Source organism: Bacteroides uniformis, from assembly GCF_025147485.1.
Taxonomy (GTDB): Bacteria; Bacteroidota; Bacteroidia; order Bacteroidales; family Bacteroidaceae; genus Bacteroides; species Bacteroides uniformis.
Genome location: NZ_CP102263.1, coordinates 1,745,664 through 1,762,193, shown reverse-complemented (window position 1 = coordinate 1,762,193; position 16,530 = coordinate 1,745,664). Strand labels below are relative to the sequence as shown.

General features: G+C 47.5%; 15 protein-coding genes and 1 tRNA gene. 4 read left to right on the top strand and 12 right to left on the bottom strand.

The features are described from left to right. Positions 1 to 3: 3 nt before the first annotated feature. The 3 genes from NQ510_RS06730 to NQ510_RS06720 are packed head-to-tail and all read right to left on the bottom strand — an operon-like array spanning position 4 to position 3,451. The gene (locus NQ510_RS06730; RefSeq protein WP_057253230.1) at positions 4 to 1,347 is read right to left on the bottom strand and encodes an MATE family efflux transporter; all 1,344 of its coding nucleotides are present in this window, start codon (positions 1,345 to 1,347) and stop codon (positions 4 to 6) included. Position 1,348: 1 nt separating this feature from the next. Beyond that, complete coding sequence (locus NQ510_RS06725; protein ID WP_005828590.1) at positions 1,349 to 2,587, bottom strand: M16 family metallopeptidase; 1,239 nt, start codon at positions 2,585 to 2,587, stop codon at positions 1,349 to 1,351. A 24-nt stretch (positions 2,588 to 2,611) separates the two neighbouring features. Beyond that, complete coding sequence (locus NQ510_RS06720) at positions 2,612 to 3,451, bottom strand: peptidylprolyl isomerase (RefSeq protein WP_005828591.1); 840 nt, start codon at positions 3,449 to 3,451, stop codon at positions 2,612 to 2,614. 93 nt (positions 3,452 to 3,544) lie between these two features. Here NQ510_RS06720 and NQ510_RS06715 point away from each other — a divergent pair, with 93 nt between their 5' ends. Together NQ510_RS06715 and NQ510_RS06710 are read left to right on the top strand one after the other, a co-directional pair. Next, positions 3,545 to 4,972: a sigma-54-dependent transcriptional regulator gene (locus tag NQ510_RS06715; RefSeq protein WP_005828592.1), complete on the top strand. Its 1,428-nt coding sequence runs from the start codon at positions 3,545 to 3,547 to the stop codon at positions 4,970 to 4,972. A gap of 222 nt (positions 4,973 to 5,194) precedes the next feature. Further along, on the top strand, positions 5,195 to 5,377 hold the full coding sequence (locus NQ510_RS06710; protein ID WP_005828596.1) for a hypothetical protein: 183 nt from the start codon (positions 5,195 to 5,197) through the stop codon (positions 5,375 to 5,377). 87 nt (positions 5,378 to 5,464) lie between these two features. On the opposite strand, the gene NQ510_RS06705 is transcribed toward NQ510_RS06710, so the two are convergent. From NQ510_RS06705 to NQ510_RS06690, 4 genes are all read right to left on the bottom strand, one after another. Further along, positions 5,465 to 8,002 carry a S9 family peptidase gene (locus NQ510_RS06705; protein WP_034525661.1) on the bottom strand — a complete coding sequence of 846 codons (2,538 nt, stop codon included), beginning with the start codon at positions 8,000 to 8,002 and terminating at the stop codon, positions 5,465 to 5,467. 10 nt (positions 8,003 to 8,012) lie between these two features. After that, the gene (locus tag NQ510_RS06700) at positions 8,013 to 8,684 is read right to left on the bottom strand and encodes an RluA family pseudouridine synthase (protein ID WP_005828600.1); all 672 of its coding nucleotides are present in this window, start codon (positions 8,682 to 8,684) and stop codon (positions 8,013 to 8,015) included. Between the two features lie 92 nt (positions 8,685 to 8,776). Beyond that, positions 8,777 to 9,523: a 3-oxoacyl-[acyl-carrier-protein] reductase gene (fabG, locus tag NQ510_RS06695; protein ID WP_005828602.1), complete on the bottom strand. Its 747-nt coding sequence runs from the start codon at positions 9,521 to 9,523 to the stop codon at positions 8,777 to 8,779. A gap of 31 nt (positions 9,524 to 9,554) precedes the next feature. Then, positions 9,555 to 10,139 (bottom strand): TetR/AcrR family transcriptional regulator, encoded by a 585-nt coding sequence (locus tag NQ510_RS06690; protein ID WP_005828604.1) that lies wholly within the window; start codon positions 10,137 to 10,139, stop codon positions 9,555 to 9,557. Between the two features lie 238 nt (positions 10,140 to 10,377). Here NQ510_RS06690 and NQ510_RS06685 point away from each other — a divergent pair. Next, positions 10,378 to 10,450: transfer RNA gene (locus NQ510_RS06685), tRNA-Met, on the top strand. A gap of 641 nt (positions 10,451 to 11,091) precedes the next feature. Here the strand turns inward: NQ510_RS06685 and NQ510_RS06680 are convergent. The 5 genes from NQ510_RS06680 to NQ510_RS06660 are packed head-to-tail and all read right to left on the bottom strand — an operon-like array spanning position 11,092 to position 15,353. Beyond that, entirely contained in the window at positions 11,092 to 12,402 is a 1,311-nt protein-coding gene (locus NQ510_RS06680) for an anaerobic C4-dicarboxylate transporter family protein (RefSeq protein WP_005828611.1), read from the bottom strand. 52 nt (positions 12,403 to 12,454) lie between these two features. Beyond that, positions 12,455 to 13,288: a hypothetical protein gene (locus tag NQ510_RS06675; protein WP_005828612.1), complete on the bottom strand. Its 834-nt coding sequence runs from the start codon at positions 13,286 to 13,288 to the stop codon at positions 12,455 to 12,457. A gap of 12 nt (positions 13,289 to 13,300) precedes the next feature. Then, positions 13,301 to 13,669, bottom strand: coding sequence for a GntR family transcriptional regulator (locus tag NQ510_RS06670; RefSeq protein WP_005828614.1), 369 nt, complete (start codon positions 13,667 to 13,669; stop codon positions 13,301 to 13,303). Between the two features lie 2 nt (positions 13,670 to 13,671). Next, positions 13,672 to 14,502 (bottom strand): hypothetical protein, encoded by an 831-nt coding sequence (locus NQ510_RS06665; protein WP_005828617.1) that lies wholly within the window; start codon positions 14,500 to 14,502, stop codon positions 13,672 to 13,674. Further along, a complete protein-coding gene (locus tag NQ510_RS06660) occupies positions 14,502 to 15,353 on the bottom strand; it encodes an ABC transporter ATP-binding protein (protein ID WP_005828621.1) in 852 nt (283 codons plus the stop codon). Before NQ510_RS06660 ends, NQ510_RS06665 begins: the two co-directional genes overlap by 1 nt. Before the next feature lie 246 nt (positions 15,354 to 15,599). Between NQ510_RS06660 and NQ510_RS06655 the strand changes: the two genes are divergently transcribed. Further along, positions 15,600 to 16,523: a helix-turn-helix domain-containing protein gene (locus NQ510_RS06655; protein WP_008665930.1), complete on the top strand. Its 924-nt coding sequence runs from the start codon at positions 15,600 to 15,602 to the stop codon at positions 16,521 to 16,523. The last annotated feature ends 7 nt before the right edge of the window (positions 16,524 to 16,530 follow it).

The following is a 16,530-nucleotide window of genomic DNA, read 5'->3' as shown; positions in this document are numbered from 1 at the left end:
CTATCAAATCCTTTCCCTGGTCTGTTTACGGAACCTCAACCACAGCATCACTCCCGCACTGGTCAGTCCGAACGGGAAAGCCATCCAGACTCCCGTCAGCCCCCAACCGAAAACGAAACCGCAAAGGTACCCTACGGGCAAAGATATAATAAAATAGGATATAAATGCAATAATCATCATCGGTTTCACATCCGAGATGCCGCGCAGGGCATTGGCAAAGTTAATCTGCAACCCATCGCCGAACTGGTAAACCAAGAACGGGAAGAAGAGAGCGGCAACCATGCCGGACACTTCCGCATTGTCCGTAAACCATCCCCCTACCTGACCGCGAAGCGCAAAGACGATACCCAGCAACACCACCTCCATACACAGGATGATGTGAAGGCCGGCATACGCCGAGCGGCGCACATTCTGCCCGTCTCCCTGCCCCTTGAAGTTGCTGACACGCACGGCAACCGCAGCGCCCATGCCATAATACATCATGAAGGTGAACTGAGAGATAGTAAGCATTATCTGATGCGATGCTAGGGCAAGTGTCCCCAGCCAGCCCACCATGACGACGCTCAGACTGAAGGAAGCGGTCTCCATACCCATCTGCATACCCACGGGCCAGCCCAGTGCATTGAGCTTCCTGAACATCGGCATCGACCACCCCAGCCGCATGAAGCCGAGCCTGTAACGGATAAACCGGCGGCCGCGAAGCACAATCGCCGCAAAGACCACCACCATCACAATGCGGGAGAACAAGGTGCTGATACCCGCACCAAGCAGTCCCATCTCCGGAAAGCCCAGCTTTCCATTGATAAGTATATAGTTTCCTACGATGTTAAGCGCATTCCCTCCGAGCAGAATCCACATGGCCGTCTTGGTATCGGTGATGCCGTCCGTAAACTGTTTGAAACCGTTGAACAGCATGACAAAGACCAGTGAAGCAAGCAACACCAGATAGTAAGGCTTGATTAGAGGCAGCAATTCTCCGGGCTGTCCCAGCCGCTCCACATTGAAATAGAGAACAGCCATGACAAGAGTCAGCAACAAAGCCACCAGCACATTGGCAACCAGGCTACACCGCAACGCCTGCCCTGCCTCGGCAAAGCGGCGGTTACCGTAGAAGCCCCCTACAACCGGTGTCAGCCCGTAGCTGAAGCCCGTACTGAAAATAATGCAAAGAGTAAACAGATTGTTTACGAAAGAAGCGGCACCCAGTTCCTCCGTGCTGTGATGCCCAATCATCAGCGTATCGGCAAAACCAAGCACAATGACTCCCAACTGCCCCACCACAATGGGTAGCCCCAGGAGAAGCAATGCTTTATAGTGCTGCTTATACGTATCAAATAATTTTTTCATACTAAAGGTTTTCTTTTTGGTAATAAAGCACAATCCCGTTTTCATCGCGGAAGGTCTGTTGGGCGACCCTATGAAGCTGTTCTGCCGTCACAGAGCGGTAATTGTCCACTTCACGGTCTATGTCTTCTGCCTGTCCGGTCAGTTCAAACCAGGCAAGATTCGTGGCAACATTCAGATAATTGATGTTGCCGAATATCTGTGTAGACTCAAACTTGTTCTTTACTTTCTCCAATTCTTGTTCTCCAACAAACCCGGATTTCAACTCTTCCAACTCTTTCCGGACAGCAGCCTCGGCTTGCTCCAAAGATACGCCTGCAGATGGTTTTCCACTGATATGCAGCAGTCCGGCATCCCGTGTACCAGAGATATAGGCATCGAGACTGGAAAAGAGCTTTTGCTCCTGCACCAGCCTGCGGGTCAAGCGACTGGAACGTCCATTGCTCAGAATATCCGACAGAATATCGAAGGCATAATAATCGGCATCCTCACGGCTGCACATGTGATAAGCCATGAACAAAGCATCCAGAGGAACATTCCGTTCCACCGTCTGCCGGCGTTCCGCCGTCTGCACAACTTCTTGCGGTAATTGCCTTACGGGCACATTCCTACGGGGAATGGGAGCAAACCATTTTTCTGTCAGCCTAACCGTTTCTTCCCACGAAATATTTCCGGTAACGGCCAGCACTGCATTATTAGGTGCATAAAAACGAAAAAAGAATTCCTTTACCTCGTCCAGCGTGGCATTGGCAATGTGAGAGAGGTCTTTCCCGATAGTAGGCCAGCGATAAGGATGCGTTTGATAAGCCAAAGGACGAAGCAGATGTCCCACATCACCATACGGCTGGTTCAAGCAACGTTGTTTAAATTCCTCCATCACTACCGCACGCTGCACTTCAAGACTTTGCTCACTGAATGCCAGTTCCAGCATGCGGTCGGACTCCAGCCAGAAGCCGATTTCCACATTCGATTTTGGAACCGTCAGGTAGTAATTGGTTATATCATTATTGGTCCATGCATTATTCTCCCCGCCTGCCAATTGCAAAGGAGCGTCATAATCAGGAATATGCACCGAACCTCCGAACATCAGATGCTCGAACAGATGGGCAAAGCCCGTATGCTCGGGATGTTCGTCACGGGCACCCACGTCATAAACAATATTCAAGGCAACCATCTGCGTGCTGGTGTCCTCATTGTGCACCAACCGCAGACCGTTGTCAAATATCTTTTTGTTTATCTTCATAAAATGGAATGACAGAATCTATCATCAATCTATCACTGTCACTTTTTTAATAACCACATCCTCTTCGGGACGGTCGTTACGGTCAGTCTTGACCTTCTGTATTTTATCAACAATATCCATACCTTCCAGCACTTCACCGAACACGGTATATGCACCGTCCAAATGTGGAGTACCGCCCACGGTAGTATAAGCCTTCACCTGCTCGGGGGTAAACTTGAACTCCAGTTCCTTGGCAACCTGAGCCTCTGCCTGCGCAATCAAGGAATCTTGCAAATCCATCAGACCGTCCTGGTCATTATTCTTGCGCATCTTGTAGATTTCCTTCATGTGTTTCTGCGCCAACGCGTTGAAAGCATTGTTCAAGCGCATCTGATTCATCTGCTGTTCCATCCCCAGCAAGGTAGAGTCATTATACACTTTTCCGGTCACAATGTAGAACTGGCAGCCGGATGATGCCTTGTCAGGGTTCACCTCATCACCCTGGCGTGCAGCCGACAAAGCACCTTTTTTGTGAAAATACTTCGGATAAACAAATTCGGCAGGAACGGTATAACCCACGTCGCCTGCCCCCAGCATCTTGCCTTTCGGAGCCTTCTTCGATTCCGGGTCACCTGCTTGTATCATAAAGTCCTTGATGACACGGTGGAACAGCGTACCTTCATACGTGCCGTCTTCCACCAGCTTGATAAAGTTATCACGATGTTTCGGGGTTTCATTATACAGTTTCACGGTGATGTCACCCGCACTTGTTTCAATCTTCAGCTTCGTTTCTTTTTCCATATCTTCCTCTTTCTTTTGTCCCGGCTTGCAAGCAGTCAGACCGCAAACCAGTATAGTTAATAATACAATAAGATTTCTTTTCATTTTGTTTTTTATTTAATTTAAGTTTGCAAATATACTAAAATCAGACAAAAGCACTTACCTTTGCCTACATAAAAGAGATAAAAGGCTAAAGCAATGACATCCATATTAATTGTAGAAGATGATATTACTTACGGCATGATGCTAAAAACATGGCTCGGCAAAAAAGGTTTCCAAGTAACCTCCGCCAGCAGCATTGCCCGTGCTCAAAAACATATTGAGTCGGAAACCGTAGACTTGATATTGTCTGACCTGCGCCTGCCCGACAAGGATGGCATTGACTTATTGAAATGGCTGGGCGAACACGGCCTGCAAATACCGCTTATCATCATGACGGGATACGCTGACATACAGTCGGCCGTCCAAGCCATGAAACTGGGAGCCTGCGATTACATTGCCAAGCCTGTGAACCCGGACGAATTACTGAAAAAAATAGGCGAAGCCTTGAATGCATCATCCTCCGCTTTGAAACAGATGATGCATTCGTCCCGAACAGATGATGCGTTTACCCCAAACAGACCATCCGTTTCACCCAAACAGACGATGCATTCCGACAAGATGAAAAATCAGCCTCTGAAGGGTGCAGAAGGCTCATTGTCCTCCTCCGACTTCCTCGAGGGAGAGAGCGACGCAGCCAAACAACTCTACAATTATGTGAAACTGGTTTCACCTACCAATATGTCTGTACTCATCAATGGTGCCAGCGGAACGGGCAAAGAATACGTAGCCCACCGCATCCACCAGCTCAGCAAGCGTGCCGACCGGCCGTTTGTAGCCATCGATTGCGGTTCTATTCCCAAAGAATTGGCCGCTTCGGAGTTCTTCGGGCACATAAAGGGTGCCTTTACCGGCGCACTGACCGACAAAACGGGCGCTTTCGTCGAAGCCAACGGCGGTACCATCTTCCTGGATGAGATAGGCAATCTGAGCTATGAAGTGCAAATACAGTTGCTGCGTGCTTTGCAAGAGCGCAAGATACGTCCGGTAGGTTCAAACAAAGAGATAAGCGTGGATGTACGTCTGGTATCCGCCACCAACGAAAATCTGGAGCAAGCCATCGAAAAAGGGGCGTTCCGTGAAGATTTATATCACCGTATCAATGAATTCACCCTACGTATGCCGCAACTCAAAGACCGCCGTGAAGACATCCTGCTCTTTGCCAATTTCTTTCTGGACCAGGCCAACCGCGAAATGGACAAGCAACTGACCGGCTTTGATGACAAGGCATCCCGCGCCCTATTGGAATATCCCTGGCCCGGCAATCTACGCCAAATGAAGAATATGGTACGCCGTGCAACCTTGCTGGCACAAGGCAAATTCATTACTATCAACGAACTGAATGAACTGAAAGGACCCGCACCGGGCATCATCGGTATCCCTCTCCGCAATGAGGAGGCAGAGAAGCATCAAATCATCGAAGCCTTGCGGCAGACGGGAAACAACAAGAGCCGCGCTGCACAACTGTTGGGCATTGACCGCAAAACGCTGTACAACAAGTTGAAGCTTTATAACATATCCGACTAAAGGGTGTGGAATTATTCCACACTCCCCTCCACACATTCCACACTTTTCCACACTATGCCACACTTTGCACAGAAACATATATCACTAACTATCAGAACATTATCCAACACACACTCTTTCTGGCACACCATTTGACCTATATTAGACGTAAGCAACAAGCGCTACAACAAGCAAGCACTTAGACTTAACAATAAGATATACCAACCTAAAAGCAAATGAATTATGAAAAAATTAGTATTAGTAGCAGCCCTGTTTATGTTTGTTTGTGGCGGAACGTTCTTGGCTCAAGCTAAGGCTCCGGTAGAACAGCCGAGTAAGACAACAACCTTGTCTAACGACACTGTGGTAACGGATACTTTGCAGAAAGCCGAGAACGTCCAAGACACAGCAAAAGTGGCCCAATAACAGTAAGCACACTACAACAAAAAAGCCGTTTCCTCCTTGTCTATTCTGGGAAACGGCTTTTTTTATTATCAATTGTTAATTAAAACATCACCAATGTCTTTCCGGATAAAGGTCATTCCACCATGCCGGACTATCCTGCAGCCAGCGGGCAAACCAAGCCATAATTGAATTGTGCCACAATTCACGTTTTGCATAATCAAGTACAAAATGGTTTTCACCATCTACGGTAATAAATTCCACCGGCTTACCCAATATCTTCAGCGCATTATACAATTGGATACTTTCACCGATAGGCACGTTTGTATCTACCGTGCCATGCAGCAACAACAGAGGGGTATTAATCTTGTCCGCATTGAACAATGCTCCATGCTTCGTAAACAAATCGGGATTATTCCAAGGATAGCTATCGGCTGCCGCAACAGAGTTATAGGAATATCCCCAATAACCCTCGCCCCAATAGCTCGTTACATTGCTGATGCCAGCATGCGAGGCAGCGGCAGCAAACATATCCGTCTTAGTCTGCAGATACATCGTCATGAATCCTCCATAAGAGGCACCCAGGCATCCGATACGTTTATCGTTGACAAACGGATGGGCTGCACAGAATTTCTTCGTACCTTCAATGATCTCATCGGCCGTACGCTCACCCCATGCATTGACATGGCGTGCAGAGAACTCCTGGCCGTACCCGATGGCACCACTGGGCTGGATAACATAAACCACATAGTCACGTGACGCAAACAACTGTGCACAGTACGGGGAAGTTATACCGCGGGTTGTAGGAGTCGTTCCTCCATAATAGTATACGATAAGCGGATACTTCTTGTTCGGGTCAAAAGACGGCGGCAGACAAACCATTCCCTTTATCTCCGTACCGTCCGAAGCTGTAAAGTTCCACTCTTCCATCTGTCCCAGCTCAATCTTATCGAGGATGGGCTTCATGGGATTGGCAAGCAGGGTAGAAACTTTTTTCTTCGTGTCGTACGTATAAGCTACGCCCGTGCTGGTGTTTCCTCCGCCCACATAGGCAGCCACAACCGGATTGTCATTGGCCAGCGTGAAGGAAGTAATCACATCTTCTTCAAGCGGAAGCATTTCAAAGCCGCCCGTCTTCGGAACATAACGGTAGATATGCCTGCAATCCCCATCAGTCGTATCGAAATAGATACATCCGTCCACACGGTTCCACTGCACGAGAGACACCGTAGGATTGAAATCGCGCGTGATAGCCTGCACTTTCTTTGTAGCCAAATCCATAATGAATGCTTGGGTATCAAAGTCATTGGCTATGGGATGTTCACCGCAATTCTTGCCAATGCCTCCGAAAGCAGACGGACTGCCCGTCACCAGAAGCTGCTTCCCGTCCGGAGAGTAAGAAGCACTTCCCAGATAAGCATCCCAGGCGACCAGCGTATCTGCCTGCAAGGTGGTCAAATCAATCTCGAAAAGAGAAGAGAGGGAGAAAGGGCATCGAGTGATGTCCGGCTTGGAAGTGCTGCACAACAGTTTCTTGCCATCCGGGGAAATATCATTCAGATAGACGTTGTGACTACCGTAGGTCAGGCGCTCGGAAAGTCCCGTCGCCACATCGTATTTCATGAGATAATAGCGGTCACGAGAATTGGGGATACGGTCGTCCGGATGCAAGAGACGTTTCAACGGGCCACTCACCTTTTCGCCCTCGTCCGTGAGCATATAGATAAGATAGTCTTCTGTAGGAGACCAGCTGAAATATCCTTCGGGAACATTCTTCAGCAGCACTTCCTCACGCATCGTGGCGGGATCGAACACAACCAGGTCATTCTGCTCCTCGCCCATAACCGTATAATAGAGCTTGTTGCTGTTGGGCATCCAGTTCATCTTTTCATTGGCATTGGGCAATATCACCCGGCCGGTCTTTACCTCGGTCAGCTCACAACGGGTCCTGGAACGCTTCACGTCGTAATTGTCCGAATAGCGGGTCAGCAGATACTTGCCGTTGGGCGAAAGAGAAACCCTGCTCGCTCGGGAGCCGAAATTGGTGTTGAACAAAGAGAAACGTCTCTTCATGTCCGGTGCCATCCGGCAAGCTACATCGGCAAAGTCCTTTTCCTTTTCAAATTCGCATTTCAGCATCGGCTGCATCTTGTCGTCCGCGCTTGAAAGCAACTTGATGACAATCTCATAATCCGCTTCAGGGTCCATACGCAGACTGACAGCCGTAGGACGGACCTGCGACAAGCTGTCCTCCGCTGTCTCCTTGACTTGCTTGGATTCACCGTTTACAAACACCTCAAAACGGGCAGGAGAATATACATTCAGCTTGCCCTTCATGAAACGCTCCGCACGCAGATTGGTAGCAAACAGATAGAACAGATTGTCCTTGTCCGCCTTTGCCACAGTTACATATCCAGCCGTATCAGCAACCATACGTTCGTACCGACCTCCGTCGAAGTCGAGACTGACCTTCGTCTTCAGAAGATTGCCGGTAGTAAACTTGTCTCCCTTGAAGTTGATACTATCGCCCTGGAGGGGAGTGCGCACCGTAACGGCCGGACGCACGTTATACTCAGCAACTCTTTCCTGAGCTTGGGCAGCCAATCCCGCAAGGAGCAGCAAACCCGACAAAACTGTGATTTTCTTCATTACTGTAAGATTAAATCGTTTCAAAACCATTCCATAAATTTCCGGGAGGAACGGGCGCCTCCACTTCTATCAGTTCTTTGGACACCGGATGCACAAAACGGATATACCGCGCATGCAGACAGATGCTGCCGTCGGGATTGGAGCGGGGCGAACCATACTTCAAATCTCCCTTGATGGGACAGCCCATCTTTGCCAACTGACAACGTATCTGGTGATGGCGTCCGGTTTTCAAATCTATTTCCAACAGATAATAGTTCTGCGACCGCCCGATGAGCCGGTAATGCAAAATCGCTTTCTTGCTGCCCGGCACCTCCTTGTCGTATGCATAACTCTTGTTCTGTTTCTCATTTCGCACCAGATAGTTCACCAATTCCCCCTCTTCCTCGCGGGGCAAGTTCTTCACTACTGCCCAGTAAGTCTTCTTCACCTCGCTATTCTTGAACATCTCGTTCAGACGCGACAGTGCCTTACTGGTCTTGGCAAAAACAACAAGACCGCTCACGGGGCGGTCCAGCCGGTGAGCGACACCGATAAAGACATTTCCAGGCTTGCTGTACTTCTCTTTCAGGTACTGCTTTACAGTTTCCGAAAGCGGTGTATCACCCGTTTTGTCTCCCTGAACTATCTCGGAAGCGGTCTTGTTGACTATAATGATATGATTGTCTTCGTATACGACAGTCATCGGTTGTTAATGTTTAATGATTAGTGATTAATGATTAATGACTAACACCCAACTTCTCATTAAACATTAATCACTAATCATTAATCATTAAATTACATATTCATCCCACCATCTACCTGAATAACCTGACCGGATACATAAGAAGACATATCAGAAGCCAGGAAAGTAGCGATATTTGCCACGTCTTCGGGTGTGCCGCCACGACGCAAAGGAATCTTCTTGCACCATTCAGCCTTCACCTCTTCAGACAAGGCGTCGGTCATGGCTGTCATGATGAAGCCCGGAGCAATGGCATTGGCACGGATTCCACGAGAACCCAGCTCCTGAGCGATAGACTTGGCCAAAGCAATCATACCGGCTTTGGAAGCAGAATAGTTGGCCTGGCCGGCATTGCCGTGAACACCTACCACAGATGCCATATTGATAATGCTACCCGCCTTCTGGCGCATCATGATGGGTGTGCAGGCATGGATAAAGTTAAATGCCGATTTCAGGTTGACATTGATAACCATATCCCATTGCTGTTCGCTCATACGCATCATCAGACCGTCACGTGTAATACCGGCATTGTTTACCAGAATATCAATACGTCCAAAGTCCTTATGGATTTCTGCCACTACATTGGCAGTGTCTTCAAAGTTTGCTGCATTGGAGGCATAAGCTTTTGCCTTTACTCCCAAAGCTTCCAATTCTTTTGCCGTAGCCTCGGCATTTTCATCAATCACTAAGTCAGTGAATGCAATATTTGCTCCTTCTTGAGCGAACTTCAAAGCGATAGCCTTGCCGATGCCGCGTGCAGCACCTGTCACAATGGCTGTTTTTCCATCTAATAATCCCATATTATTTTAAAATTATTTATAAAATGTATTCTTACTTCTTTCCCAATGCACCAAGTACCAGACGGGTCACGTAAGTATCGCGTACCGCATCGTCCAGATTGGCCCCTATATGGCCGCGGATATAAGGTGTTTCAATACCTTTGACACTGTAATGCACAATCTCGGCAGTCATATCCAAGTCATCTATCTGGAAAACACCCTTCTCCATACCTTCACGCAGAACCTCCTTGAAAAGCTGGGTCTCTGTAGCATCGAAACGTTTGCGCACTTTCTCCACTCTCCAAATATCCCGAAAGAAATTGGCACGAAGAGTACCATTCCGAAAGACAACCTCTTTTACCGCATCCAGATGAGTGTAAATCATTTCCATCAGTTTCTCGTCCGGCTGAATATCTTTCTCTACCACGTGCTTCATCATATCCGAAAGAATATCCAGCTCCGACTCGACAACAGCCAAGTAGATATCTTCCTTGCTCTTAAAATAGGTATAGAGCGTTCTCCTACCTTTCTTCGAAGCGAGGGCAATATCATTCATCGTGGTATTCTCAACGCCCATCTTTGCAAACAGCTGACGGGCAACGTCCACTAATTTAGCTTTTGTCTTCGATACGGTCATAGATTAATTGCACATTGCTTTATTATTTGAGCAAAAGTAAGACATTTCCGCATATCTTACAAGAAAACATTCATTTTATTAATGAACAGCCCTAAAAAGGAAGAAAAAAAGTAGGCTTATTATCGTTCTATTTATCAACATATTACTCATTAAAATCCACTTAACCTCAAAAATATCATGCATTTTATTTGCATATTAAATAAAAAGCCGTACCTTTGCACCCACAAAACAATAACATCGCGGAGTGGAGCAGTTGGTAGCTCGTTGGGCTCATAACCCAAAGGTCATTCGTTCGAGTCGGATCTCCGCAACTACAATGAGGATAAAAGGTTTAAAGGCCGTTTATCCTCATTTTTTTTAATTCCCATCAAGGACAGAAAAAAATGTTTGCGCAAATAATGTTTGTGCAAATTGCTTCCACACTTCCACCTCCTCTCCACATCCCTTTATTCATCGGCATTACAGATGCGGTGGAAGCAACTCAAAAGTGTGGAAGCAAAATTTGCTTCCACACCGTTTCACAAACAGAAATACTGACACCACAAGAAGATAACATGGAGTAACACAAGTTATTAATTTCTTGCATCACATCTTATTTATATCGTACCTGACGAAATCAATATCCTGCAAACACGGTATTAATTCCATCTCCTCCCCCTTCAAATGCAATCAGAACAAATGCGTACAGCCACACAAAGCCAAGACCTCAATACTGTTTTCCTCTGTGCTTTATTCAGAGAATGAAGGTATTTATTACGTCGGACATAAGGAATCAACAGTATGCAACGGCCATGATGCAATCGCCTAACGGCCATCAACAACCCGCTTAACAGCCGTCAGCAGATCACCGCACGACCATTAGGCGCTGATAAGGCAATGAGTAAAAGGGAACACTCCCTATACACAAGTAAACAAAGCCCTATATACAACGGATTAAAAGCAGCGGTTTCCCTTAGAATATCCTGATGAAAAGCAACCCCAGCCCGATGGCAACGCCAGTCGAAACAAGTCCGGGAAGCATGAACGAGTGGTTCAGCACATACTTGCCGATACGGGTAGTTCCGGTACGGTCGAAATTAATGGCTGCTACTACGGTGGGATAGTTGGGAATAAAGAAGTAACCGTTTACGGCCGGGAACAGAGCAACCAGTATCATAGGCGAAATGCCCAAAGCGATGCCCAAAGGCATCAGTGCGCGCACAGTGGCGGCCTGGCTATAAAGCAGAATCGACATGGCAAACAAGGCTATCCCGAACAGCCACGGCATTTGCCTCACCACTCCCTCGACGGACTGGGTCAACTGAAGCATGTTTCCCTGAAGAAAAGTATCTCCCATCCAGGCAATGCCGAATATGGCAATCACCGCCTGCATGCCTGCCGGGAAGACGGAGCCTTGCGTTGCCTTCATGCCGTCGGTGCGAGTCAGCAGCAAGATGAGGGCGGCGGCAGAGAGCATCACGATTTCGATAATGGCGGACATGCCGAGTCTCACCGTCTCGCCGTCTATCACGAAGGCAGGACGCAAACTGTCGAACGAACCAAAGAACACGATAAAAACAGTGGCAAGGATAAAGATAAGCACAGACAAGACGGCATGCCGTTTATTGTGTATATCCTTTATCTCCACCTTCTTGACATCAAGATAGCCTTCGGTCAACCTCTTTCTGTACTCCGGGTCGTCTGCCAACTCCTTGCCCACCTTCATGGAGAACAAGGCGCCCACAAGTACCCCGATAATGGTAGCAGGAATCGTTATTTTCAGAATATCAAACAAGGTGACATCAAATCCCGCCAGCAACCCAAGCAATGCGACGGTGGCAGCCGAAATGGGACTTGCCGTAATAGCCTGCTGCGAAGCAATCACCGCAATGCCCAGTGGCCTCTCGGGACGAATCTTGGTCTCCGTGGCAACCTCGGCAATCACGGGAAGCACCGAATATGCCACATGTCCCGTACCGGCAACAAAAGTAAACAAATAGGTCACAATAGGGCTCAAGATGGTGACCTGCGAAGGATTCTTCCGCAACAACCGTTCTGCCAGCTTTACCATATAATCCAGTCCGCCAGCCGCCTGCATGCAGGATGCGGCAGAAATGACGGCGGCTATCATCAACATAACGTCAATGGGAGGTGATGTAGGCTGCAATCCGAAACCAAACGTCAGAATTGCCAGACCTATCCCTCCCATTACACCTAGTCCAATGCCGCCCAAGCGGGCGCCTATAATGATAGCTACCAATACGAATGCCAATTGCAAGGCCATATACTCTACACTTTTTGATTCATGTGCAAAGATAAGTCATTTCGTATTATGGCTACTCACCTACTTCTATTTTAACTGCTTGTTTTAACTCCACACTCAAAGAGGCATCATCCTTTAACGGTGTCCAGAACACCCGGCGGCATTCATTCTTCTGCAAAAGACAACGATGATAGCGACTGCCGGACAGATGCTCCGTATCGATATGGAAGGAACCGGTATTGACATCCCAGTCGGCTATCTCGTCCAGATTCAGATAAAGGTTGCGCACTGTGCCGCTGTTGAAATGCAAGCTCTGCGCCTGCGCCGCAAGCGCAGTGACATGGCAATCTTCCAGCCGGGCAAGGTATCGCGTGCGGAAAGAGAGCGTATCGCAACGGAGTCCGTAGAAATTGGCTTCCATATCTTCCACATCTACCACAACCGCTTGTACCTCCGCAGGCAACCGCAATTCCATCCCTTCTGAACGAACCCTTATCCAAATGTCATTCTGAAGATGCTGTTCCAGCTTATCCTCCGGAAAGTCAAAGGTGACGAGCAGGGTATCGCCAACGGAAGTCATCGACATAAAAGCCTCCATATCCCCTGCATAGGAGAAACTGCCCTGCTGCAAAGAGTCTCCGGCAGTTACCTCCAACGGCACTTCCCCGAACGAGAACATACGCTCTGCCTCCACAATACCTTCTTTTTTCTGTTTCCACACCACCGGAGGCTGTGTCAGCTTCAACACCCTGCACGAGGGCAGCTGCACCGTTTTCCGTTCTCCGCCGATTTCCATAAAATTATCTTTCTGAGTGACATTGCGGTCCACCACATAGAACATGAGTCCGCATACCATTGCCACACCGGTAACCAGCATTCCTATCATTATATAAGTCGTTCGTTTCATAACTGTCTTCTTTTATTTTTGTTTCTTGATAAACTCCTGATACATCCCGGACAACTCCTCGGCAGAGATGCCCAGCGTGAAAATCTGCTTGAAGAAATAATCCACTTCCTCCTTCAGAAAATACTCTTTCCTCAACGAAAGAATCAGCTTACGTGCACCTACCGACACAAAATAGCCGATACCCCGCTTGTTGTAAATCACTCCTTGCGTCTGCAAGTAGTCGTACGAACGCATCACCGTATTGGCGTTGACCTCTACCACAGCCGCATATTCCCGTACCGAAGGAATACGTTCTTCCTCCTGATATTGCCCGAGAAGTACCTCGTCGCAAATGCGGTCTGCTATTTGCAGGTAGATGGCTTTGCTTTCCTTAAAGTTCATAGTTACCAGCGATTAATGATTTCGGACTCCTTGAAACGGAAATAGGCAAGCACCCAGTTGAAAAGGGCGAAAAACGAAGTTATAAAAATCAGCCAGTCACTCGATGCTTCCCTGTTGATATAAGGCTCGGTCATAAAAAAATTATTGGGTAGAATGGTTTCCAGACACAATACAGCTATCAGGATATATGAAACGAAGATGCAGACACCGGCCGCAAAAGTCTTGATAAGTGCATTTTTGGGCCAGACCGTACTGCCCAGCAGGAAGAAAGACTGTAGAAAAAAGTAGCAGCTCAGGAATATACCCACCACAGCCGGTCCGCTTCCTATCGTCTCATAGAAACGGTTCGTGTTACAGCAGAATTCCCACAACGGAAAGGAGTGAACGACATGCAGCTCCGGGTAGGCCAGAAGATAGAAGACGACTCTTGTCAAGTCCGCCAGCTTGAAAGCTATCAGAAAGACCAAGATAAAGCCGCAGGTAGCCACCAGCCAGCGGGCAAAGAATTTCTCGAACATGGTGGCAGGTGTCATGAGCACAACGGTACGACTCGTCTTGCTTTTCATCCTTTCCATGGTAAACGAGGCGCTAATGCATCCCCAAATGACAAGTCCCCAAAGAAAGAATCTGGACTCAAACTCCCAGATAGGGTCCATGCCCACAGCTCCCGCTTCCAGATTGTGATACTGATAGTATCCATTCCAGACAAAGACTATGGCCAACATTCCGTAGACCATCACCGAGCGGAGTATATAGGTCTTCCAATTCTCCACCATCTCTTTGCGGCATACGTTCACAAAGCGATGCAAACTAAAAAAGGTATCGCGTATCATTATTCATTTGTTTTAGTGTGAAACATTTCCGCTATCTTCCCAGGCTCTGCAAGTACGGCGCCAAACAGCAGTTCAAGATTAATCTCCGATTCCTCACCTTCCGTATTGGGCAGCATCAAGAAATTGCCTTGTACGGAGGGAAGCGTGTACAAGGCAGTCGCAGCCAACTCCCGGTCGTCACTCTCCAAGAAGAACAGCTTACTGCAAATGCTGGCAGTGGATTCGTCCAGCAATACGCGGCTGTTGTCCATAATCAGCACATGGTCCAGTACTTTGTCAATGTCACGCACCTGATGGGTGGAAATGACAATCGTCTTGTCGTCCGACATACCCGAAGCCAGAAATTTGCGGAACTGGCTCTTTCCCGGAATATCCAGTCCATTGGTAGGCTCATCCATCAGCAGCAGGGAAGTATTGGTGGCCAGCGCAAAACTCATGAAGATTTTCTTTTTCTGCCCCATGGACAAGGCTCCCAAATCAGCATCCATATCCATCTCGAAGAAATGTAGGTACTTCACCATGTCTTCCTTGCTGAAACGGGGATAGAACTTACTGTTCAGTTCAATATAGCTGACCAAGGAAATAGGAGGCAGCTCGAACTCCTCGGGTACCAGAAACATGTCCTGCAACGTGACGGGCAACCGGCGGCGCATGTCGGTATCATGATACATCACTCTCCCACGTTTGGGAGCCAACAAACCGCTCATCAGATAGAGCAACGTAGACTTGCCGGCTCCGTTCTTACCCAACAGACCGTAAACCCGGCCGGCTTCCAGCGAAAGTGAAAAATCGCTCAGGACTTCTTTCCGCCCCTTGCGATAACTAAATGAAATGTTTTCTACTTGTAACATACGCTTGGATGAATTAAATATCTTATTGTTTATGTGTATTAGTATAATAGTACACCGCAAAAGTAGACATTCTTTTCAATACGACAAGCGTTTCAAGAAAAAAAATGCTCAGAAAAAGGAACAATTCTATTCTTTGGTTCGAAATTAGCCTCACACGCAAGAAGATTAGGACACTTCTGTATCCATTTAGGACTCTATATTTCCTGCCACTTGCTTTACATTTGCAAAGGAGCTAAAGACATGAATATGAAAAACGAAGAAAAGATTTACCAACTTAACACATACAATATAGCAGAATATACAAGTACGGACTATACCGACAACGATATTGCTATACTTGGAGATTTCAAGAACTTGCTTTTCAACAAGTATTTCAAGTTGAATGCAAACATCTATGTGGTCTGTGTAAAAGGAAGACTGCAGATAAACATCAATACCCAAAAATATGCTATCTACCCCGGTGAGATGCTGATTTGTATGCCCAATATGATTCTGAGCAATTGCACAACCAGTTCCGACTTCAAGGGCGCCATGTTCTGTCTGTCGACCCAGATTACACAGAAGTACCTTCATAAAAGTAGTGACATATGGAACAAGGCTTTCTATATCAGCCAGAATCCGGTAGTACGCATTGACAAGGACAGAGTGCAACTGTTCGATTTATACTATAAGGTGATACGTGCCCGAATGAAACAAGCGGAGCAGCCCTACTACAAAGAAGTCATCAGGTCGCTGATACGCACCATGCTGTATGAGCTGCTGGCAGATTTAAACCAGTTGAGCACCCCTCCCGAAAGCCAAATGGTGAAGCGGAGCAACATTCTATTCAAGAGATTCCTCGACCTGCTGGCCTGCACCGAGGTGAAAAAACGTTCTATTTCCTATTATGCGGGTAAGCTGTGTGTTACTCCCAAATATCTTTCCACCGTCTGCAAAAAGGTCAGCGGAAAGACAGCCTTCGAGTGGATAAACGATTATGTGGTCGAAGACATCAAATATTTTCTGAAGTATTCCAATAAGTCTATCAAGGAGATTTCCGAGCATCAGGATTTCCCCAACATCTCCTTTTTCGGGAAGTATGTGAAGACACACTTAGGCACTTCACCCACGGACTACCGCAAGCAATCACTGCCTCCAAGGGGGACCCTGCAACAAAAAAGGAGGAGCTAAGAATCAC